Annotated in this window: 11 protein-coding genes; 6 read left to right on the top strand and 5 right to left on the bottom strand. The window is 73.4% G+C overall.

Annotated features, from left to right (window positions below):
- Window positions 1-157 precede the first annotated feature (157 nt).
- The 4 genes from ccrA to OG352_RS12200 all read left to right on the top strand — a co-directional run bounded on the left by ccrA (window position 158) and on the right by OG352_RS12200 (window position 4,379).
- Entirely contained in the window at window positions 158-1,528 is a 1,371-nt protein-coding gene (gene ccrA, locus OG352_RS12215) for a crotonyl-CoA carboxylase/reductase (protein WP_329216682.1), read from the top strand.
- A gap of 49 nt (window positions 1,529-1,577) precedes the next feature.
- Window positions 1,578-2,576, top strand: a complete 999-nt coding sequence (locus tag OG352_RS12210) for a 3-oxoacyl-ACP synthase III family protein (RefSeq protein ID WP_329216681.1) — start codon at window positions 1,578-1,580, stop codon at window positions 2,574-2,576.
- A complete protein-coding gene (locus OG352_RS12205; RefSeq protein WP_329216680.1) occupies window positions 2,573-3,463 on the top strand; it encodes a 3-hydroxybutyryl-CoA dehydrogenase in 891 nt (296 codons plus the stop codon). Before OG352_RS12210 ends, OG352_RS12205 begins: the two co-directional genes overlap by 4 nt.
- Before the next feature lie 79 nt (window positions 3,464-3,542).
- Entirely contained in the window at window positions 3,543-4,379 is an 837-nt protein-coding gene (locus tag OG352_RS12200) for a thioesterase II family protein (protein ID WP_329216679.1), read from the top strand.
- Between the two features lie 78 nt (window positions 4,380-4,457).
- On the opposite strand, the gene OG352_RS12195 is transcribed toward OG352_RS12200, so the two are convergent.
- On the bottom strand, window positions 4,458-5,282 hold the full coding sequence (locus OG352_RS12195) for an AfsR/SARP family transcriptional regulator (protein WP_329216678.1): 825 nt from the start codon (window positions 5,280-5,282) through the stop codon (window positions 4,458-4,460).
- 700 nt (window positions 5,283-5,982) lie between these two features.
- Here OG352_RS12195 and OG352_RS12190 point away from each other — a divergent pair.
- Both OG352_RS12190 and OG352_RS12185 read left to right on the top strand, forming a co-directional pair.
- Entirely contained in the window at window positions 5,983-7,299 is a 1,317-nt protein-coding gene (locus OG352_RS12190) for a sensor histidine kinase (RefSeq protein WP_329216677.1), read from the top strand.
- A complete protein-coding gene (locus OG352_RS12185) occupies window positions 7,245-7,856 on the top strand; it encodes a response regulator transcription factor (RefSeq protein WP_329216676.1) in 612 nt (203 codons plus the stop codon). The genes OG352_RS12190 and OG352_RS12185 overlap by 55 nt, the downstream gene beginning before the upstream one ends.
- A 60-nt stretch (window positions 7,857-7,916) precedes the next feature.
- On the opposite strand, the gene OG352_RS12180 is transcribed toward OG352_RS12185, so the two are convergent.
- From OG352_RS12180 to OG352_RS12165, 4 genes are all read right to left on the bottom strand, one after another.
- Complete coding sequence (locus OG352_RS12180) at window positions 7,917-8,750, bottom strand: alpha/beta hydrolase family protein (RefSeq protein ID WP_329223796.1); 834 nt, start codon at window positions 8,748-8,750, stop codon at window positions 7,917-7,919.
- Window positions 8,751-8,841: 91 nt separating this feature from the next.
- Window positions 8,842-9,624 (bottom strand): SDR family oxidoreductase, encoded by a 783-nt coding sequence (locus OG352_RS12175; protein WP_329223795.1) that lies wholly within the window; start codon window positions 9,622-9,624, stop codon window positions 8,842-8,844.
- A 20-nt stretch (window positions 9,625-9,644) separates the two neighbouring features.
- Window positions 9,645-13,481: a type I polyketide synthase gene (locus tag OG352_RS12170; protein WP_329216675.1), complete on the bottom strand. Its 3,837-nt coding sequence runs from the start codon at window positions 13,479-13,481 to the stop codon at window positions 9,645-9,647.
- Window positions 13,474-22,029 (bottom strand): non-ribosomal peptide synthetase, encoded by an 8,556-nt coding sequence (locus OG352_RS12165; RefSeq protein WP_329216673.1) that lies wholly within the window; start codon window positions 22,027-22,029, stop codon window positions 13,474-13,476. Before OG352_RS12165 ends, OG352_RS12170 begins: the two co-directional genes overlap by 8 nt.
- Between the last annotated feature and the right edge of the window lie 49 nt (window positions 22,030-22,078).

Raw genomic sequence — 22,078 nt, 5'->3', positions numbered from 1 at the left:
CCGGCGGTGGTGTGATCCGGTCCGGGCCCCGTGCTCCCGGACCGGAGGAGGTGTCCGCGATGCCCGGAGAACCTCCGCAGTGCGAGAGGTTCGAGGCCGCAGAGGTCACCGAGCGGGAATCCATCATGTTGTTCTGAGTCGCATCGGAGGAATTTCCATGTTTTCCCTGACCGAGGCGGTACTGGCCGGCGCGGACCCGGAAGAACTGAAGCAGGAGAAAGTCCCGGACGAATACCTTGCCGCCCACCTCCGCAAGGAGGACGTGGGTATTTTCGCGGGGGTCGAGGACAAGGACGTCCGGAAATCGGTCCACGTCGGTATGGTGCCCATGCCGGAACTGGCCCCGGACGAGGTGCTGGTGGCCGTGATGGCCAGTTCCGTGAATTACAACAGCGTCTGGTCGGCCATGTTCGAGCCGCTCCCGACCTTCGACTTCCTGGAACGCTTCGGCAGGGAGGGCGGCTTCTCCGCCCGGCACGACCAGCCCTACCACGTCATCGGGTCGGACGCCGCCGGCGTCATCGTCCGCGTGGGCTCCGGCATCCGCCGCTGGCAGGTCGGCGACCACGTCGTGGTCAGCCCCGTGCAGGTCGACGACCACGAGCCGATGACCCACTCCGACGGCGTGCTCGGCAACGGGCAGCGCGCCTGGGGCTTCGAGACCAACTTCGGCGGGCTGGCGCACTACTCGGTGGTCCGGGCGAGCCAGCTCCTGCCCAAGCCGGCCCATCTGACCTGGGAGGAGGCGGCCGTCAACCTGCTGACGGCGGGCACCGCCTACCGGATGCTGATCAGCGACCGGGCGGCCCGGATCAAGCTCGGCGACATCGTCCTGATCTGGGGCGCGGCCGGCGGCCTCGGCGCCTACGCCGTCCAACTGGTCAAGAACGCGGGCGGCATCCCGGTCGGCGTGGTCGGCTCGGAGGAGAAGGCGCAGCTGGTGCGGGACCTCGGCTGCGACGTGGTGATCAACCGGGCGGAGATCGGCCTGGACGGCGACACCACGCCCGACGACCCGATCGCCCTGGGCAAGCGGCTGGGCCGGATCATCCGCCGGGAGACCGGCGAGGATCCCCACGTCGTCTTCGACTTCGTCGGCCGGGCGACGTTCGGCATCTCGGTCTTCGTGGTCCGGCGCGGGGGCACGGTCGTCACCTGCGGATCGAGCACCGGCTATCAGCACGAGTACGACAACCGCTATCTGTGGATGAATCTCAAGCGCATTGTCGGCAGCCATGCCGCGAACCTGCAGGAGATGGCGGAGTGCAACCGGCTGTTCACCCTCGGAAAACTCGTTCCGGCACTGTCCGACGTCCATCCGCTCGAGGAAGCCGCCACGGCGATACGCCTGGTGCAGCAGAACCGGCACGTCGGAAAGGTCGGAGTGCTCTGCCTCGCCCCGAAAGAGGGACTGGGCGTCACCGATCCCGAACTGCGGGTGAGGATCGGGGAGAACCGGCTCAACCCCTTGCGGAATCCCGCCCCGACTTCCACCCGGACTTCCGCCCCCACCGGGAGTCCGGCCTGACCCGGAATCGAAACGGTCCCGGAATCCCGTCCCGAGGAGACACTGCCCCATGGTTCCCCACACCATAGGAATCCTGAGTACGAGTTCGTATTTCCCGAAGCAGGAGGTGAGCAACGCCGAGGTCGCCGAACGTGTTGGGGTGGAAGCCGAATGGATCGAGCGCAAGACGCAGATCAGGAGCCGGCGCTACGCGGCACCCCACGAAGCCACGTCCGACCTCGCCGCCCACGCGGCGGCCGAGGCCCTGGAGCGCGCCGGCGTGCGGGCCGAGGACGTCGACTACCTGATCGTCTCCACCTCGACGGGGGACTCGCCGCAGCCTCCCACCGCCAACCTCGTCCAGCACGTCCTGGGCGCCACGCGCGCCGCCTGCTTCGACATCAACGTGGTGTGCAGCGGCTTCGTCTACGCCCTCGCGCTCGCCCGCGCCCTGGTCGCCCAGCGGCCGGAGAGCCTCGCCCTCGTGGTCGCCGCCGACCTGTACTCCCGGTCCCTGGACTTCTCCGACCGCCGTACGGCGGTGCTGCTCGGCGACGGCGCCGGGGCCGCGCTCGTCGGCCGGACGGAGGACGGGTCCGGGTTCGTCGACTTCGAACTCGCCAGCCGCGGCGATGCCCAGCGGCTCATCCGGGTGGACGCGGGCGGCAGCCGGCTCCCGGCGTCCGCCGGGACCCTCGCCCGCGGTGACCACTTCTTCCGCATGGACGGGCGGGGCGTGCGGGACTTCGTGATGGAGAACTTCCCGCCCTTCGCCCAGAGCCTGGCCGACCGGACGGGCCTGCCGCTCAGCGAGGTGCGGCACTTCGTCCCGCACCAGCCCAACGGCGTACTGCTCTCCCAGCTCGTCGAGGTCAGCGGCCTGGCGCACGCGCACACCCACCGCACCCTGGAGCGCTACGGCAACACCGGGAGCGCCTCGGTCGCGGTCACCCTGGACGACGCCGCCCGCGCCGGACACCTGCGCCCCGGCGACCTGGTCATGCTGGGCAGCTTCGGCGGCGGCATGTCGATGGCGGCCGCCTACCTGCGCTGGGGGGTCGCCGCATGAACGCGACGTCACACCGCGAGGAAGCGGCCGGCGGAGTGGAGCGGGTCGGGGTCGTCGGCTGCGGGCTGATGGGCTCGGGCATCGCCGAACTGTCGGCGCTGGCCGGGTACGACGTCCGGGTGGCTGTCTCCTCGCCGCGCTCGCTCGTGGCCGGGCGCGACCGGGTCTTCAGCTCCCTCGACCGGGCGGTGCGCGCGGAGCGGATCGGCGCGGCCGAGCGGGACGCGGCGCTGAGCCGGATCTCCTTCACCACCGACCTGATCGACCTGGCGGACCGTCACCTGGTGATCGAGAGCATCGCCGAGGACAAGGCCGCCAAGGTCGAACTGTTCGCCCAGCTCGACAAGACGCTGGAGGATCCGGCGGCGATCCTGGCCTCCAACACCTCCTCCCTGTCCATCACGGCCATGGCGAGCGCGACCGGCCGGCCCGGGCAGGTCCTGGGCATGCACTTCTTCAGCCCGGCGCAGCGCATCCCGCTCGTCGAGCTCATCCCCTCCCTGCACACGGACGAGTCGGTGCTGACCCGGGCCGAGGAGTTCGTCACCGTGGGCCTCGGCAAGCAGGCCGTCCGGTCGGTGGACCGCACCGGGTTCGTGGTGAACGCGCTGCTGGTGCCGTATCTGCTGGCCGCCATGCGGATGGTCGAGTCGGGCGTCGCGTCCGCCGAGACCGTCGACCGCGGCATGGTGCTGGGCTGCTCCCACCCCGTGGGCCCGCTCAGGCTCGCCGACCTGATCGGCCTGGACGTCCTGCACTCGGTGGCCGAAGCCCTCTACGACGAGTTCAAGGAGCCGCTCTACGCCCCGCCGCCGGTGCTGACCCGCATGGTCGAAGGCGGGGTCCTGGGCAAGAAGACGGGGCGAGGGTTCTACCGTTACGGCTGACCCGGCCCCACCGAGGCCGGACCCACTGACGATCGACGCGGCACGGGCCTTCCCCGTGCCGCCGGAAGGGAGACGCACCATGACGCGGGTCTCCGCCCCCGAGACCTGGCTGACCCTCTACTGCCTGCCGCACGCCGGCGGCAGCGCACAGCCGTACGCCGGCCTGGCGACCGCGGTGCCGCCGGGAGTGCGGGTGGTCCCGCTGGAACTGCCAGGCCACGGACGGCGGTTGCGCGAGCGCCCGCTGCGGGAGATGGGGCAGGTGGTGACCGAGGTGATCCGTCTGATGGGTCTGCCGGGGCTGCCGGAGTCGCCGGATCTCACGGGTCTGCCGGATCCGACGGGGGAGGGCGACGGCCGGGGGCGGCCCTTCGCCCTGTTCGGCCACAGTTTCGGCGCGCTCGTCGGCTACGAGACCACGCGGCGGCTGCGGCAGCTGGGCACACCGCCCGAACTGCTGCTCGTCTCCGCGCGCAACAGCCCCGTGTGGCCGCTGTCCCACGAGCCGCTCCACGCGCTCGCGGATCCGTCGTTCACGGCCGGGGTGAGCCGGATGGGCGGCATCCCGCAGGCCCTGCTCGCGCAGCCGGCGGTGCTCCAGGTGTTCCTGCCGTCGCTCCGCGCCGACCTGCGGATGGTCGAGACCTACGCGCACACGCACCGCGAGCCGCTGGACGTGCCGATCGCCGCCTTCGTGGGACTCCAGGACAGGCTGACCGATCCGGCGGGCATGGCGGCCTGGGCCGAGCAGACCTCACGGCCCTTCGACCTGACGCCGGTGCGCGCGGGCCACTTCTTCCTCGACGAGCCGGAGTTCCGGACGGCCCTGGCGGCCCGGCTCGCCCGGCTCGCTCCACCCGCGGGGGAAGGGGAAGGGGACGACTGCGCGGGCCGGCCCGTGGCTGCCGGGCGGTGAGTCCTTCGCCCGGCAGATCGCCCATGGGGGTGGCGACCTGCCGGGCCGGCGCGACACGGCGCCGGCCGGGACCGGCCCTCAGGCGGCGGCCGGCCGGGCCATGGCGCGAGCGTGGGACATGGCCGAGCGGCGGTGGTCGGGAATCTCCTCGCCGGAAAGCACCGTCTGGTGCAGCCGCTTCAGCCGCTCCGAGGGTTCCAGGCCCAGTTCCTTCACCATGGCCGAACGCAACCGCTGGTAGACCTCCAGGGCCCGCCACGTGCCGCCGGACCGGTACAGCGCCGTCATGAGCTGCGCGCAGAACGTCTCGTGCATGGGGTGCCGGGCGGCCAACACGGAGAGTTCCGGGACCAGTTCGCCATGGCAGCCCAGCCTGAGGTCCGCGTCGATCCGCTGCTCCAGGACGGCCATCCGCTTCTCCTCCAGCCGGATGACGTCCAGCTCCAGCACCCGGCCCACCTTCACATCCACCAGGGCGGGCCCGAACCAGAGCCCGAGGGCCTGGCCGAGGACTCCGGAGGCCGTGCGGTCGTCACCCGCCTCCAGAGCTCTGCCGCCCGAGGCGGCCAGCTTCTCGAACTCCTGCGCGTCCACCCATCCGGGCTGGGCCCGCAGGAGATACCCGCCGTGCCGTGTCACCAGGACGTCCTTCGCGTCCACGCCGTCGCACTCCAGGGCCGCGGAGAGCTTGCGGCGCAACTGCAGGATGTAGGTCTGCAGTGTGGTGGCGGCGCTGCGGGGCAATTCCTCGCCCCAGATCTCCTCCATCAGGGTCGGCACGGTGACGACGTGGTCGGCCTGCAGCGCCAACAGCGCCAGGACCTGACGGGGCTTGGTGGCACTGGGGACGAACGACGACTGCCGGTAGGCGGCTGTGAACGGCCCGAGAACGGTGATGTCCATCATCCGAGTCCTCTGCTGTCTTGCGGAACGTGCTCGAAGACTTGCAGGGTCGTGGCCGTGCGGCCCAGTGCCCCATTCACGAGTCTGGACATGAATATGTCACGTCACAGCTCAAGCGGCCCCGGGGCGGCTCGGCGGCCAACCAGTGGGCGGAGTCCACCTGTTGGGCATCCTGTCCGCGTATACTTGGAGCCTGACTTTTAAGTTTCAAGATCTTGCATAGAGGCTTCAAAGGAAGCCATCATGGATCCATGCGCCTCCCCCCACTCGTCACCCCCGTTAGTTCCACGCCGGAATTATCTCCGCGCGGCACGTCGCGGAATCGGGGGCCGTTATTCACCGCCCGGGGGGTCGCCGGCGGGGCCCGTGGGGCGCGGACCTCGTGTGGCGTGCGGAATGCCATGACTTCTCCGCGTTTTTGTTTTGCCCTAATTATTTCATTTCCTCGCGAAAATCCACCCGTGGTCGACCGTCGTCGACGCGGCCGTCCCCGGGCGATCGGAAATGGCAACCGTGTGGCATGAATGCGACATTCGGAGGGCGACGGTAATTTTGACGTTCGGTCAGTCATGGGGACGGGGAACTCCCGCATCGCGCGGCACGTTTGAGGTCGGGCCACTGCCGCACCGCGAACGGCCGGTGCTCGTGAGGAGACGGAATCGTGGGTGCCGCCCGGGGCAGTGCAAGGCGCGTCGGGACCTTGCGTAAGACGCCCCCCGGAGCGCTCGGGGAGTGGTGGCGGGACCGTCTGGGCCGTCTGGGCCGGCTGCCGGACCAGGCGATTCCCACGTACTGGCTGACCCGGATCATCAGCGTCGTCCCGCTCGCGCTGATCGCCTCGCGGTGCCTGTTCGACGCGCTGGCCGAGCAGACCCGCCCCGCGCCCGTCCTCGCGCTCTTAGTGCTTTTCGCGCTCGCGTTCGCCGCCCAGACGGCTGTCGTGAAGGTGGGGGCGCGGCTGCGGACGAACGGCCGGCTGCTGGCGTTCCTCTGCGCGCAGGCCGCGCTGACCTATCTGCCCATCCTCTGTTACGGCACCCCCTGGGTCCGGATGGCGGGGCCACTGGCCGCTTCGGTCCTGCTGGTCGACATGCGCTGGGCCTGGCTCGTCTGGACTCTGGTCGTCGCCAGCGCGCTGGGCATCGCCTGGGCGGAGGCGCCGTTCCTCACGGCTGTCTCGTACGCCGTGGACACGGTGCTGGCGGGGTGGATGATCTGGGGGTTCAGCAGACTCGCCGATCGCGTCGTCGAGGTGCAGGCCGAACGGGGCGAACTGGCCAGGGCGGCGGTGACACGTGAGCGGCTGCGCCTCTCGCGGGACCTCCACGACCTGTTGGGGGGCAGCCTCTCCGCCATGATCCTGAAGGGGGAGCTGGCCCATCGGCTGGTTCCGGCGGAGGAGTGGCGCGCCCGTCAGGAGATCGCGGCGATGCTGGAGATCTCGCGCCAGGCGCTCACCGACCTGCGCGCGGTGGCCAAGGGCTACCGGTACCCCATGTCGTTCGCGGCCGAGCAGGACGCGGTGCGGTCGGTCCTGACCACGGCCGACGTGGGCGTGACCATGATGACCGACCACGACCGGCTGGACCCGGCGCTCGACGCCGTCCTGGCGATCGTGCTGAGGGAGGGAACCACCAACGTCCTCAAGCACAGCAGGGCCAGGAACTGCCACATCACGCTCACCGTGTCCGGCGTCGCCGTGCGGCTCGTCATGGTGAACGACGGGGTCGTCCCGTCCGCCGCCGGACTCCCCGGCGGCCACGGACTGGCCAATCTCGGCACCCGCCTGGCGGCGCTCGGCGGCCGGACGGAGGCGGGCGTCCTGGAGGACGGTCGCTTCCGTCTCGTCGCGGAGGTGCCACTGTGTCCTTCGAACGGTCAGGCGGCCACCGCCGAAGCAACGGGGGTCAGGGAAATCGCACCGGCGCGGAGCCGGAACGCACAGAGCGAAAGTAAAGGACCATGCACACCAGAATCCTGCTCGCCGAGGATGTCCATATGGTCCGCGGGGCGCTGATCGCCCTGCTGGAGCTGGAAGCGGATCTGACCGTCGTGGCCTCGGTGAGCCGGGGGGACGACATCGTCCCGACCGCTCTCGAGACCCGGCCCGACGTCGCGGTGCTCGACATCGAGCTCCCCGGCACGGACGGGCTCACCGCGGCGGCGGAACTCCACCAGAAGCTCCCGGGCTGCCGCACCCTGATCCTGACCTCCTTCAGCGCCCCGGGCCTGCTGCGGCGGGCGCTGGCCGCCCAGGTGCCGGGGTTCCTCCTCAAGGGCGCCCCGCCGAGCCAGCTCGCCAAGTCGGTGCGGGCGGTCGCCGCCGGTCAGCGCGCCATCGACCCCGAACTGCTGCTGGACGCCTGGAACTGCCAGGAGAACCTCCTGTCCGTCCGGGAGACGGAGGTTCTGCGGCAGGCGGCCCGAGGCGCCGACGTCTGCGAGATAGCGAACAACCTGTGCCTGTCCAAGGGGACCGTGCGCAACTACCTGACCACCGTCGTCACCAAGCTCGGCGCGCGCAACCGTCTCGACGCGGTCCGGATCGCCTACGACCAGGGCTGGCTGACCTGAGTCGGCTGACGGCCACACCGAGAGTTTTTCGGGCCGGGCTTGAGACGAGGTGGAGCGGAACTACAGCACGGACGGCGGTGTCCGACCGGCGGTCGTGGCCGTGGCCAGGCGGCGGATGGTGTCGGCGACCGCGAGCGCGCCGGGTGCGCCGGGCTCGATGAGCGTGTAGTGGCCGGTGCCGGGCAGGACGACCGTCTCCAGGTCGGCGTGGACCGCCGCGTAGTCCGTGAACTGGGACAGGGGGACCTCCTCGTCCACCGCGCCGTGCAGCAGCACCGTTCGTACGCCCGTCGTGCCCGCTCCCGTCAGCAGGGTCAGCGGGTCGGCGTACGGCAGCCGCTCCTCGAACAGGCCAGATCCGCCGAGGAGTTGGAGCGCCGCGTCGTTGCTGAGCCGGCCTCGGCGGGTGGCCTCGAGGTCGGTCAGCGGGGCGAGGGCGAGCACGGCGGGCGGGAGGGACGCCGTGTGCCAGGGCGAGTCGGCGGGCAGGAGGGCGCGGGCCGCGCACCACAGGGCGAGATGGCCGCCGGAGCAGTGGCCGGCCAGGACGTACGGCCGGCCCTCGGGCAGCGTGTCCACGATCCGGGCGACGTCGTCGAAGGTCTCCGGATAACCGCCGGCGCCCCCGGACCGGCGGAAGCCCGGCAGCAGCACGGAGAAGCCCTGTGCCGCCAGCCAGGCGGCGAACGGCGTCAGGTGCATCCGGTCGTAGCGCCAGTACCCGCCGTGCAGCAACAGCACCAGCGGTGCCCCCGGATCCTCGGCGGGCCAGGCGTCGTAGGTCTGGTGGGGATGGTCGCCGTACTTCCCGTGCACCGGCGCGAGGACCGGCCGCAGGTTCAGGACGCGCCGCTCCTCCTCGGCGGCGAAGGCCGAGATCTCCCGGGAAGCCACCGCGCCCGCGTCGTCGTTCATGAAGTGCTCCTTGGAACCTCGGAACCGCCGTCCTCGTGGAACGGGCTGGGGGATGCGCGAACCGGCCGGCCTACAGGCCGAGGTGGACGCCGCCGGTCGCGGCGAGCCACTGGCCGGTCATCCAGCGGGCGTCCTCGCTCGCGACGAAGGCGACCACGTCGGCGATGTCCGCCGGCTCGCCGAGCCGGTCGAACGGCGAGTACGCGGACAGCGCCTGCCGGATCTGCGGATTCTGCAGGGTCGGGTTGATCTCGGTGTCGGTGAAGCCGGGGGCGACCGAGTTCACCGTGATGTTCCGCGGGGCGAGCTCGACGGCGAGGGACAGCGTCACGTGGTCCAGGGCCGCCTTGGTCATGCAGTACGCGATGATCCCCGGGAACGCGAAGCGCGTGGCCCCCGACGAGACGGTGATGATCCGGCCCCCGTCCCGCAGCCGGCCGATGCCCTGCTGGAGGATGAAGAACGGGGCCTTGGTGTTGACGGCGAAGACGCGGTCGTAGTCCTCCTCGGTGACCTGCCCGATCGTCCGAGGAAGGGTGATCCCGGCGTTGTTGACCAGGATGTCCAGGCCCGGCCCGGCATCCGGGGCGTACGCGGCGAGTCCGCGGTCGAACGCGGACCACAGGGTGGTCGCGTCACCGGGGACGCCCAGTTCCGCGTGGATCGCGAACGCCCGGCCGCCGTCCGTCTCGATCTCCTTGACCGTACGGTCCGCCGCCGCCTCGTCGTGCCCGTAGTGGACGGCGACCAGCGCGCCCTCGCTCGCCAGCCGCATGCTGACGGCCCGCCCGATGCCGCGGCTGCCTCCGGTGACCAGCGCGGTCCTGCCCTGCTGTCGTCCGGTGCCTGTCACGGTGCCTGTCACGGTGCCTGTCACGGTCGTCTCCTGTTCCTGGAAGTGGGGTTCAGCGCCTTGGCGAGCACGGCGCCGATCATGGCCATGGGAGCGGGTTCGGTCATCTCGTAGTGGCCGCACGGCACGCGGTGATCGGTCAGCGGTCCGGCGACGTACGGCCGCCACGCGTCCGCCTTTCCGGCGGCGAGCGCGGAATCGGCGCCGTCCGTGCCGGCGTCCTCGGCGGCGGTGAAGAACAGCACCTCGCCGCGGAGGACGCCCGGAGCGAACTGCGGTGCGATGCGCAGGTTGTTGCGCATCACGTCGGCGATCGCCGCGGCCTCGGCGCGCGTCACCGGAGCCGTCGTGTCGCCGTCGGCCGGATCCTCGCCGATGCGCGCCAGCACGCCGTCGACGTCCGGGACCGCCGTGTCCGCGTCGGCCGGCAGCCCCGCCACCCGCGTCAGCAGCCCGGCCACCTGCCGTTCGACCTCCTGTGGGCTGTAGCACGTGCCGAGGGGCTGCGGGGCGTCCAGCATGGCCAGCAACTCGACCTGCTCGCCCCGCTCCTGGAGCGCGCAGGCCATGGCGTGCGCGACGAAACCGCCGTAGGACCAGCCCAGCAGCCGGTACGGGCCGCTGGGCTGGACCTCGCGCACGAGGTCCACGTACGACGCCACCATGGACGCGGCGTCCGGTGCGGGCGGGCGGGTGCCGTCGAGGCCGTGCGCCTGGATGCCGAACACCGGCTGGTCCGGGCCGAGATGGGGAAGCAGCCCGGTGTAGCGCCAGGCGACGCCCGCGCCGGGGTGGACGCAGAACAGGGGCGTCTCGGCGCCCTCGCGGCGCAGCGGCAGCAGGGGGCCGAGCGCGGCCGGGGACGGGCCCTTGCGCCCGTCGGCCTGCTCGTCGGCCCATTCCAGCAGGCCGGCGACCGTGGGAGCGGTCAGCAGCGAGCCGCCGGGCACGTCCAGGACACCCGTCGAACGCAGGCGGCCCGCGAGGAGCACGGCCCGCATCGAGTCGCCGCCGAGGTCGAAGAAGTTGTCGTGGACGCCGACGCCGTCGATGCCCAACTGTTCCTCCCACACCTCGGCCACCGCCCGCTCCCGCTCCGTGCGCGGCGCCACGTGCTCGGTGGTCAGCAGCGGACGGGGCGTCCGCCCGCCGCCCGCGGCCACGGCCCGCTCCTGCCCGGCCGCCCCCGGCCCGGTGTGCGCGCCCGGGGCGTCGATCCAGTGCCGCCGCCGGTCGAAGGCGTACCCGGGCAGCGGCACCCGGCGCGCCGGCCCGGTGGGACCGGTGGCGTGGGGCAGCGCCGAGTCGACACCGGCGGCCCACAGCCTGCCGAGCGCGCCCGCGAAGACGAAGCCGTCGGGCAGGTCGGCCTTGGCGTGCCGCATGGTCGTGACCGTCACCGGGTCCTCGTGCTCCAGCACGGCCCGGGCCAGCTTGGTCATGCTGTCCCCGGGCCCGATCTCCACCAGCACCGGCCGGCCGGCCGCCCACAGCGTCCGCACGCCGTCGGCGAACCGCACGGTGCGCCGCGTGTGGTCGACCCAGTGCCGTACGTCCGTCGCCTGCGCGTCGGTGATCCAGGCGCCGGTGACATTGGTGACGTACGGGATCCGGGGCGCGCGCAGCCGCAGGGTGCGCAGATGACCGGCGAAGGTCTCGAGGATCGGGTCGAGGACGTGGGAGTGGGCGGCGGCGGGCATCCGCAGCCGGCGGAACGGCACGTCCCGGCGGGTGAGTTCGGCCTCGAACCGGGCCACCGCGTCGTCCTGTCCGGCGACCGTGCAGGCCGCCGGGCCGTTCACGGCCGCCAGTGACAGGTCCGGGCCGAGCAGCGGCGCGACGGCGTCGGCGGCGGCGGCGACGCCGACGGTCGCCCCGCGCCGGGAGGCGATGAGCCGCAGGCGCTCGGCGACCACCGGCAGCATCTCGTCGAGCTCCATCACCCCGGCCAGACAGGCCGCCGTGTACTCGCCGAGCGAGTGCCCGATCAGCGCGTCGGGGCGCACGCCCCGCTCGATCAGCGTCGTGGCCAGCGCGTACTCGGTGACGACCAGCGCGAGGAAGGACTCGATGCTGCCCGGCGCGGCCCCCTCGCCGAACAGCGCGGTCCGCAGATCGCCGCCGACGACCGGCCGCAGGATGCCCGCGCACCGGTCCACGGCGTCGCGGTAGACGTCGTCGTCCCGGTACAGCTCGGCGCCCATGCCGGGGTACTGGGTGCCGCCGCCGGGCAGCAGGAACGCCACCCGCGGCGGATCGTCGGGCACCGGACCCACCGGCGGCTGCGGGGTGCGCAGCGCGGCCACGGCCTCGGCGGGCGTCGTGGCGCTGACGGAGAGCCGGTGGCGCAGGGCCGGGCGTCCGGTGCGCAGGGAGTGCGCGACGTCGTCGAGCCGCAGCTCGGGCCGGCGTTCCAGATGGCGGGCCAGCGCCTCGGCCTGGCCGCGCAGCGCGCCCGCCGTGCGCGCGGACAGCGGCAGGACGTGCCGCCGGGACGTCCCGGCCGGCCGGGACGCCTCCGGTGAGGCGGCCGGCGCCTCCTCGACGATGACGTGGGCGTTGGTGCCGCCGACGCCCAGGGCGCCGACCGCCGCCCGGCGCGGATGGCCGGGGTCGGGCCACTCCTCCAGCGCGGTCGGCACCCGGAACGGACCGGACGCGAAGTCGATCAGCGGATTCGGCGTGCCGAAGTGCAGGCTGGGTGGTATCCGCCGGTGTTCGAGGGCGAGTACGGCCTTGACGAGGCCGGCCATGCCGGCCGCCGCGCCGAGATGCCCGATGTTGGTCTTCACCGAGCCCAGCGCGCAGAACCCGCGCCGGTCCGTGCTCTGCCGGAACGCCTCGGTCAGCGCCGCCACCTCGATCGGATCGCCGATCCGGGTGGCGGTGCCGTGCGCCTCGACCAGCCCGATCGTGCCGGCGTCGATGTCGGCCTGCGCCTGCGCGGCGAGGATCACCTCGGTCTGGCCGGGCCCGCTGGGCGCGGTGAACCCGACCTTGCGGCGCCCGTCGTTGTTGACCGCCGAGCCCCGCACCACGGCCCGGATCCGGTCACCGTCGGCGAGCGCGTCCTCCAGCCGCTTCAGTACGACCACCCCGCCCCCGTTGCCCGAGGAGGTGCCGGCCGCGTCCGCCGAGAAGGCCCGGCAGCGCCCGTCCGGCGAGAACGGCCCGTCCGGCACGTGCCGGTAGCCGAGAACCGCCGAGGGGTTCAGGGACACCGCCCCGGCGAGCGCCAGGTCGACGCGGTGGTCCAGCAGGTCCTGGCACGCGGTGTGCAGCGCCACCAGCGCCGTGGAGCACGCCGTCTGCAGCGACAGACTCGGCCCGGTGAGCCCGAGTTCGTAGGAGACCCGGGTGGCCAGCGTGCCGAGCGAGTTGGCCGTGGCCGCGTGCACCAGCGCCACCGACCCCGGCTGACCGGCGAACCGGGGATGGACGTGCGCCGGGTAGTAGCGGCTGTCGCCGGCGCCCGCGTAGACGCCGGTGGTGGTCTCCTGCGCCTCGCCCACCTGCCCCGCGTCCTCCAGCGCGTGGTACGCCAGCTCCAGCAGCAGCCGCTGCTGCGGGTCGACGACGGCCGCCTCGGCGGGGCTCATGCCGAAGAAGTCCGCGTCGAAGAGGTCGATGCCCTCGACCACGGACGCCATCCGGATCAGGGTCGGGTCGTCGAGGTCCGCCGGGTCGCCGCCCGCCGCGAGGAACTCCTCGTCGGTGACCGGACGCACCGCCTCCCGGCCCGCGGCCAGGTTCTCCCAGAACGCGTCGACGTCGTCCGCGCCCGGGAAGCGCGCCGCCATGCCGATCACGGCGACGGCGGGCAGCTCCTCGTCCGGCTCGGTGGTGGGCTCAGCCATCGGTTCGGTCCTTCCGGTCCCGTACGGAGCGCCGGGCGCCGCGGGCCGCCCGCTGCCGCTGCGCCTGCTGCCTGGCCCGGTCCAGGCCGGTGGGCCGGCCGGGCTCGGGTGCCGCCTCTACCTCGGTGGCGCCGGCTCCGCTCTCGGCCAGGTGGCGGGCGAGCGCCCGCACCGTCGGATGCGCGAACAGGTCCACCACGCTCAGCTCGCAGCCCAGTTCCTTGTTGATCGCCGCCTGCGCGCCGACCAGGAGCAGCGAATTGCCGCCCAGGCCGAAGAAGTTGTCGTCCCGGCCGACCCGGTCCCGGCCCAGCACCGCGCACCAGAGCGCGGCGAGCCTGGTCTCCAGACGGCGCGACTCCTCGCCGGCCTCCGCGGCCTCGGGCCGGTCGGCGGCCGTGCCGGCCGACCGCAGCACCCACGCGTCGCCCACCGCGCTGCGGGCCGCCTCGCGATGCAGCGCGCCGAGGTCGGTGCCCTCGTCGAGGGCGACCCGCGCCGCGAGCCGCCGCACCTGCCGTACCGGGCCCACGACGTGACTGCGCACCCACGGCGCCGTACGGTCGGCGCCGATCAGGACGTGCGGCTCGTCCAGGGAGCGCGCGAAGTCGAACGAGCGCACCGCCATGGCCGGGTCGAGGACCCGGTAGCCCCGGGCCTCGGTCAGCGAGGTGAGCCCGTAGCCGCGGCTCATGCCCCGCTCGCGCCACATGCTCCAGGCCAGGCTCTGCCCGGGCAGCCCCAGGTGACGGCGGTGCACGGCCAGCGCGTCCAGGAACGCGTTGGCGGCCGAGTACGCGGAGTTCAGCGCGCCGCCGAAGTAGCCGTTGACGGAGGAGAAGGTGACGAAGGAGTCGACCGGGTGCTCCACCGCGATCTCGTGCAGCGCCCAGGCGCCCCGCACCTTCGCGTCCAGAGCGGTGCGCCAGCTCTTCGTGTCGAGCTCGCTCACCGGCCGCTCGTCGAAGGCGCCGGCCAGATGCAGCACCGAGGTCAGGGGCACGCCCCACGCCTCGCCCGCCTCGCGTACGGCGGCCCGCACCTGCGCGGTGTCGGTGACGTCGGCCCGCGCCCAGCGCACGTCCCCGAGCCGGGCGAGCCGCGCCGCCTCGTCGCCGGGCTCACCGCGGCCGAGCAGCAGCAGCCTCGTACCGGGCGTCTGGAGCAGATGCTCGGCGATCTCGACGCCCACCCCGCCGAGGCCGCCGCTGACCAGGTGGAATCCGGCGGTGGACGGCAGGGTGCGCGGCGGCGGGTCGGGCAGCGGCGCCAGGCGGCGTACGTACCGGTGGCCGTCGCGGTGGGCGACCTCGGCCTCCCCGGGCGCGGCCGTCAGCTCGCCGAGCAGCGCGTCCACGTCCCAGTCCGGGGCCACGTCGACATGGACGCCCCGCAGCCAGGGCTGCTCCTCGCGCAGGGACTTGAGCAGCCCCACGGACGTGGCGTGGTCGCAGCGCGCCCGGTCGTGCGGCGTGACGGCGTGCGCGCCGGCCGTGGCGTACAGCAGGGGCAGCGGGCGCTTCGGATCATGGCGGACGATCAGCGCGCGGACGAAGGCGAGCAGGGACTCGGCGGGGTCGGCGCCGTCGGCCGAGCCGAGCCGGAGTACGGCGTCGACCTCGCGCCCGTCGGCGTCGAGCCGTTCCAGCACGGCTGCGAAGTCGCCCATTTCGGTGGGCCGTACCCGGTAGGCGGCGGCGTCGATCCGCTCGTACGCCGGCCCCTCGGTGACCACCGTGCACAGCCCGCCCCCTGCGCGCAGCCGGCCGGCCACGCGTGCGGCGGCCTCGGGTTCGCGCCCGGCCAGCACGAGGACGTGCCGCCCCGCCGCGCTGAGCGGCGGGCGCAGGGCGTCGGCCCGCTGCCACACCGGCCGCAGGAACCAGTCCGGCAGGGTGGCCGCGCCGCCGAGCAGCAGTTGGGCCCCGCGCACCGCCTCGTCGAAGTCCCCTGCCTCGAAACTCTTGCGGAGCTTGGTGCGCTGGATCTTCCCGATCTCGGTCTTCGGGATGTCCCCGGGGCCGACGGGGACGAGGAAGGCCGGGCTCACGCCGATCTCCCGGGTCACCTTGCCGCCGATCTCGCGCAGGGCGGCGGCGAGGTCGTGGCCCTCGGCGAGGTGGAAGTAGAGGACGAGTTCGTCGGTGCTCGCGGACGGATCGGAGCGGACCGCGACGGCGGCCGTGAAACTCCGTACCACGCAGGGGAGTTCCTCGACGCAGGACTCGATCTCGTGACTGAAGTGGTTGACGCCGTTGACGATGATGACGTCCTTGGCCCGGCCGGTGATGTACAGCTCACCGCCGCGCAGGAAGGCCAGGTCGCCGGTGTCGAACCAGCCGTCCGCCGCGAACGACTCCGCGTTCGCCTTCGCGTTGTCGTGGTAGCCCCGGGTGACCGAGGTCCCGCGCACCTGGAGCCGGCCGACGTCGCCCTCGGCCAGGACGGTGTCCTCGCCGTCGACGATCCGCATGGCGAACCCGGGATACGGCAGCCCGCAGCTGACGAACGACTCGTCGTGGCCCGGCGGCTCGGCGGGCAGCACACTGTCGGTGACCACCGAACAGGTCTCGGACATGCCCCAGCCGGGGTGCATCACGTCCTGCGGCATCCCGAACGGACGCAGGACGTGCAGGAAGCGGCGCGCGGCGGAGGCCACGACGACCTCGCCGGCGTTCATCACCAGCCGCATCGGCGACAGGTCCCAGGTCCGGCCCCCGAAACGGTGCGCCTGCTCGGCGAAGAGCCCGAAGGCGAAGTTCGGCGCCCAGGTGACGCTGACGCGGTGCCGGTCGGCGAGGTCGGCCCAGCGCAGCGGGTCCTGGAGGATCCACGCGGTCGGCGCGTGGACCTGGCGGCAGCCGAGGTACACGTCCCGCAGGTGGAACATCACCACGCCGGTCACATGGTCCAGCGGGATCCAGTTGAGGCTGACGTCGTGCTCGCCCAGGCCGTTCATCGCCTCGGTGGCCGCCGAGCGGGTCAGCGCGCCCCGGTGGGTGATCCGCACGGCCTTGGGCAGGCCGGTGCTGCCCGAGGTCATCAGCATCAGGATCAGGTCGTCCGGCGCCGCCTCGTGCCAGTCGCGGTCCTCGGGCGCCTCGCGCAGCGCGTCGGCGGTGGTCAGCCGCAGCCCCGGCCAGCCGTCGCGCTCGGCGAGCTCCCGCAGTCCGGGCGCGTCCGACGGCGAGGCGACGATCCACGGCCGGTCCAGCATCCGCCAGATGCCCTCCAGCTTGGTGACCGCGGCCGAGGGGGTGGCGTAGGAGGCGGGCACGGTCAGCGGCACGGCCACGAACCCGCCGAGGACGCAGCCCCACAGCACGGCCACGAAGTCCTCCGTGTCCGAGCACTGGAGGACGACCTGATCGCCCGGCCGCAGCCCCTTCTGCCGCAGCGCGGCCAGCACCCGGGAGGCCTCCTGGACGAGCGAGGCGTAGCCGCGGCGGGTCTCGGTGCCGTCGGCGCGTACGTGCACGATCTCGCCGTGCGGCTTGGCCGCCGCGCGGGTGAGGGCCGCCGCCCAGCTCGGGACGGACGGTTCGGGCAGGGCCGGGCCCTCGCTGAGAGCGGGGACGCGGCCAGGCCGTGACCCGGACCCGGGGCCGGAAGAGGTCTCCGGCCGGTTCTCCGGCCGTGGCGGCCCGGGGTGGATCCGGCCCAACTCCTCGGGCATGTCCTCCAGTTCGACCCGCGCCTCGCGGACTCCGGGGAGCTGGGCCAGCTCCCGCTCCCAGCGGGCCGCGGCGGCGGCGTCGACGGCGGGCAGCGCGCGCAGCGCGTCGACGTCCAGGGCGCCCTGCGCGGTGCGCGGCAGCCCGTTCACGGCGATGACGTGCGGGGCGTCGAGGGACCGCTCCACCTGGCCGGGCGCGGTGGCCCGCCCGGGCACCACGTACAGAGCAGGCGCGGCGGAGCCCTCGCGGGGCGCCGGCGCGACCGCGTCGCGCACACCGGCGACCTCCAGCGCCGCGGCGGCCGGGTCACCGGCCAGGCTCTGCGGCAGCGGCCCGCGTGCGGGCAGCTCGCTCACGCGCAGCGCCGGATCCGCGCACACGGCGCCGAGGACGGCGGACAGCGACTCGGTGAAGCGGACGGCGGTCTGCGGGGCGAACAGGTCGGTGGCGTACTCGACATGGAGGTCCAGGCCGTCGGACGTACCCTGCTCGTCCCGCCGGACCATGACGTCCACGAAGAGGTCGAACTTGGCGGTGCCGGTGGCCGTGGGCCGCAGCGGGGTGCGCCGGCCGTCGAGCCGCAGCACCGCCGGTTCGTTGTTCTGCAGGGCCAGCATGACCTGGAACAGCGGATGGCGGGCCGGGTGCCGGGGCGGGTTGAGGGCGTCCACGAGCAGGTCGAACGGCAGGTCCTGGTGGTCCAGGGCCGCGAGGTCGAACCGGCGGTTTCGCGCGAGCAGTTCACGGAAAGCGGGATCGTCCGAGGCGTCGGTGCGCAGCACGAGCGTGTTGGTGACCAGCCCGATGACGTCGTCCAGCGCGGCCTCGGAGCGTGCGGCCACCGGTGTGCCGATCGCCAGGTCGGTGCCGGCGCCCCAGCGGGACAGCAGCGCGGCCACGGCGGTGTGCAGGACCATGAACAGGCTCGCGCCCTCGGCGTCCGCCAGCCGCTCCAGCCGCTCGTGCAGCGCCGCGTCCACGGTCGCCGACACACTCGCGCCGGCGCCGCCGGACACGGCGGGCCGGGCCCGGTCGGCGGGCAGGGCGCTCTCCTCGGGCAGCCCCGCGAGAGCCTCGCGCCAGAAACCGGTCAACTGCTCCAGCCGGCCGGGCCCCTCGGGCGCGGGGGCCAGGACGGCGCGCTGCCACAGCGCGTAGTCGGCGTACTGCACCGGCAGCGGCTCGTCGAGCGGTGCCCGGCCCTCCCGGCGGGCCTCGTAGGCGGCGCTCAGATCCTCCGCCAGGGGCCGCAGCGACCAGCCGTCGGCGGCGCTGTGGTGCAGGACGAGCAGCAGCGTGCGGCGCGCCCCGGCGCCGACGAGCGCGGCCCACAGGGCGCTCTCCCGCGTCAGGTCGAAGCGGTGCCGGCCCGCCACGGCGGCCTGCGCGTCCACCTCCTCGTCCGGGCAGTCCACGACCAGCAGCTGCGGACGCAGCGTCCCGGGCGGCAGGATCCGCTGGTGCGCGCCGTCCCCGTCGTCCGCGAACACCGTGCGCAGGCTCTCGTGCCGGTCCACGACATCGGCGAGCGCCGCGCGCAGCGCCTCCTCGTCGAGGTCGTGCTCCAGCGGGACGGCCAGCGGGATGTTGTACGTCGCCGCGGCCCCGTCCAGCCGGTTGAGGAACCACATCCGCTCCTGCGCGAACGACAGCGGCACCCGCTCGGGACGCGCCGCCGCCACCAGCGGGGGCAGCCGCAGAGCCGAGGCGGACTCCTGCGTCAGCCGGAGCGCCAGGGCCGCGGGCGTCGGCGTGTCGAAGAGCACCGTCATCGGGATGTCCCGGCCCGCCTCGGCCCGCAGCCTGGCCAGCAGCGTCACCGCCAGCAGCGAGTGCCCGCCCAGGTCGAAGAAGTCGGCGCTTACGCCCACGGAGTCCCCGGGCAGCCCCAGCACCTCGGCGAACAGGCGGCAGACCAGCGCCTGTTCGGGCGTCGTCGGGCGCTGCCCCGTCGCGGCGTCGGTGAAGTCCGGCTCGGGCAGGGCCCGCACGTCGAGCTTGCCGTTCGCGGTCAGCGGCAGCGTGTCGATCAGCACACAGGCCGCCGGGACCAGGTGCGCGGGCAACTGCTCGGCCAGGCGGGCGCGCAGCTCGGCCGGGTCCGGGCGGTGTCCCGCCGCCGGCACGGCGTACGCGACGAGCTGCGGGTCGCCGCCCGCGGTCCGCCGTGCGACGACCGCCGCCGAGGCGACCTCCGCGTACTCGGCGAGCACGGCCTGGATCTCGCCGGGCTCGATACGGAACCCGCGGATCTTCACCTGCTGGTCGGCGCGCCCTATGTACTCCAGCGTCCCGTCGGCCCTGCGCCGGGCGAGGTCGCCGGAGCGGTACATCGCCGTGCCGGGCGGACCGAACGGGTCCTGGACGAACCGCTCGGCCGTCAGCTCGGGCCGTGCGTGGTAGCCGGGCGCCAGACCCGCCCCCGACACATGGATCTCGCCGGTCACCCCGGGCGGAACCGGCCGCAGCGACTGGTCGAGCAGGTGGATGCACAGATCGTCCAGCGCGACGCCGATCACGCTGGCGTGCCGCGGATCGTCCAGGTGGGCCCGGGTCACCCGCTGGAAGGTGGAGTGGACGGTCGTCTCGGTGATGCCGTACATGTTGATCAGCGCCGGCGCGTCCAGCCCGTACCGGTCGGCCCACGGCCGCAGCCGCTCCATCCGCAGCGCCTCACCGGCGAACACGACGTACCGCAGGGCCGTCTCGGCGCGCTCGCCGTCCAGATCCGACCGCATCAGATGCTCGAACGCGGACGGCGTCTGACTGAGCACCGTGACGCGCTCCTCCCGCAGCAGCCGCAGGAAGTCGCGCGGCGAGCGGGTCACCGCGGACGGCACGACGACGAGCCGGCCGCCGTACAGCAGCGCACCCCAGATCTCCCAGACGGAGACGTCGAAGGCGTACGAGTGGAAGAGCGACCACACGTCGTCCGCGCCGAAGTCGTAGTGCTCGTCGGAGGCTTCGAACAGCCGCAGCACGTTGGAGTGCGGAATGGGGACGCCCTTGGGGCGGCCGGTGGAACCGGAGGTGTGGATGATGTAAGCGAGGTCGTCCGGGCCCGTGGGACCGGTGCGGTCCGCGTCGGTGAGGTCGCCGGGCGGGCGGGCGGCGAGATCCGCGTCGGTCTCCGGGTCGCCCAGGACGACGGTCGGCGCCGGTATCGCGGGAAGCGCCCCCGCGGTGCCGGCGTCGGTGACGAGCACGGCCGGCGGCACGTCCTCGGTGACGAGCCGCAGCCGCTCGGCCGGGTGCCCGGTGTCCAGCGGCAGATACGCGGCACCCGTCTTCAGCACCGCGAGCAGCGCCACGATCAGACGCGCCCCGCGAGGCAGCGCGAGCGCGACCGCCGTGCCCGGTCCCGCACCGCGCTCGACGAGCAGCCGCGCCAACCGGTTGGCGTCCGCGTTGAGTTCGGCGTAACCGAGATGCTCACCCTCGCAGGTCACCGCGACGGCGTGCGGAACGCGGGCCGCCTGCTCCTCGAAGCGCCCGGTGAGGGTGCCCGTGACGGTGTAGGTGCGCAGGGGCCGGGTCCGCGGCTCCTCGCCCGGCAGCAGCATGGACACGTCGGCGAGCGCCGACTGCCCGTCTCCGGCGACGAGTTGGTCCAGCAGATGGAGGAACCGCCGCAGGTGGGTGTCCAGTTCGGCCTGCTCGTACACCGCCGGGTTGGCGTCGAACGCCAGCCACCGGCCACCGGCCTCGGCTCCCGGGCGCACGCTGATCTGGAGATCCTCGACCGCGCCGCCGGAGAGGTGGTGGGAGGTCGTGGGATGCCCGGCGAACGTCAGGTCCTCGGCGAACGGGACGACGTTGACCACCGGCCCGTGCACGCCGCGCCCCGCGCCCATGAGGCCCAGGTCGCGGCGCACCGACTCGCCCCGGTACTGCTGGTGCCGGCGCAGCGACCGCAACTCCTCGGCCACGGACCGCACGAGGTCGCCCACCGGCGCGGTCGGCGAGGCGGTGACGCGCAGCGGCAGGATGTCGGAGGCGGTGCCCGGCGTGCGCAGCGCGGCCGAGCCGAGCCGGCTCATCGTGGACAGGCCCAGGACCATGTCGTCGGCGCCGGTCATCCGGTGCAGATACGCGGTGACGGCGCCCACCAGCAGGTCGGTGGGGGAGACCCCGAGGCGGACGGCCGCCGCGCCCAGCGCCTCGTTCTCGGCGGGCGTGAGGTCGTGGGTGCGGCGCAGGAAGGGCGCCTCGGGCGGGGCCGTGCGCTCGGTGAGCCGGACCGGGTCGGGCAGCGCGGCCAGCCGGGACGCCCAGTACGCGCGGTCCCGGTCGTGACGCTCGGAGGCCGCGTAGGCGGCTTCCTCGGCCTGGAGCCGGGCGACCGGCTCGAAGCCGGCGGGCTCCGGCTCGCGCCCGGCGGCGAGAGCGGTGTACGTGTCGGCGAGCCGGCGGGCCACCAGCTTGTAGCTGTAACCGTCCAGCAGGATGTGATGGGCCCGCAGGAACCAGACGAACCGGTCCGGCCCCAGCGTGATCAGCGCGTGCGAGAACAGCGGCCCCGCGACGAGGTCGGTCGGCGTCGCCAGGTCCCGCCGGATCCAGTCCCGCGCAGCGGCCTGCGGATCGGGCTCGGCGGCGACGTCGACGCGGTGCAGCGGCCAGGCGTCCGGGTCGTCGGCCACCACGCAGCGGGGTCCGTCCGGGGTCTCCACGAAACGCAGCGCGAAGGTGTCGGCCTCACCGACCGTACGGCGCAGCGCGGTCTCGAACAGGCCGGTGTCGACCGGGCCGTGGATCTCCACGTACTCACCGGTGTTGTAGGCGGCGGCGTGCGCCGCCAGACGTCCGGCGAACCACAGACCTTCCTGGGCTCCCGACAGCGGGCGATGTTCGTGCTGCTGGACTGCCATGGAACCAACCCTCGATGACGAGCGGGATTGCACACCAATCACCCGCTGA

It is taken from the genome of Streptomyces sp. NBC_01485 (genome assembly GCF_036227125.1).
In the GTDB taxonomy this organism is placed as follows: domain Bacteria; phylum Actinomycetota; class Actinomycetes; order Streptomycetales; family Streptomycetaceae; genus Streptomyces.
Note: the sequence above shows the minus strand (reverse complement) of the source record. Positions and strands in the feature narration are given on the sequence as shown.